The organism is Streptococcus pseudopneumoniae (assembly GCF_001074565.1).
In the GTDB taxonomy this organism is placed as follows: Bacteria; Bacillota; Bacilli; order Lactobacillales; family Streptococcaceae; genus Streptococcus; species Streptococcus pseudopneumoniae_J.
The window spans coordinates 1-648 of sequence record NZ_JUQX01000054.1; the positions used below are offsets into that span (position 1 = coordinate 1).

General features: G+C 37.2%; 1 protein-coding gene. It reads left to right on the forward strand.

What is annotated here, in order from left to right; all coding sequences use genetic code 11:
- Positions 1-648 (forward strand): LPXTG cell wall anchor domain-containing protein (locus ADI74_RS08030; protein WP_049538193.1); only part of this gene is annotated, 648 nt, incomplete at both ends.

Below are 648 nucleotides of genomic sequence, written 5' to 3' on the forward strand. Positions count from 1 at the left end.
TATACTGGTAATTGGAAAGGTATTATTAAGGGTACAGAATACACAGCAGAAAAACAGCTTGTGTTACCTTATGATGTGACATTGAAAAATGGTAAGGTTATCAAAGCAGGTGATAAGATTGAGAAAGGTAGCACTTATGCCTTTACATTTGAGTTTAACCAAGGTACCAATTCAGAGTTCATCAAGAAACTTGTGACTGTTAAGTGGAACGAGAGAACAGGGGTATGGTCTTATGTTATCAACCAAGATTTCCTAAACTCCCTAGGAGTTAAAGGAACATTCGATGCAGACTTCTACATCGAAGTCGAGCGTATTGAAACTGGTAATAAGATTGAAAATACTTTCATCAATATTGTTAATAAACAAGAAATGACTGCCAAGGTTATTACTCGTACACCAGAGCCACCGAAACCAAAACATCCAGAAAAACATGCACTTGATAGAACTGGAAAGAAAGTCCTTGATGGCAAAGAAGTCCAGCTAGGAGATATTATTCAGTACCTTCTTGATGGTGCAACTGTTCCAGAAAGACACCATATGTTGTATCAATATGACGGTTTGGATAAGCTCGATATGAAGCATGATCGCTATACTGGTAATTGGAAAGGTATTATTAAGGGTACAGAATACACAGCAGAAAAACAGCTT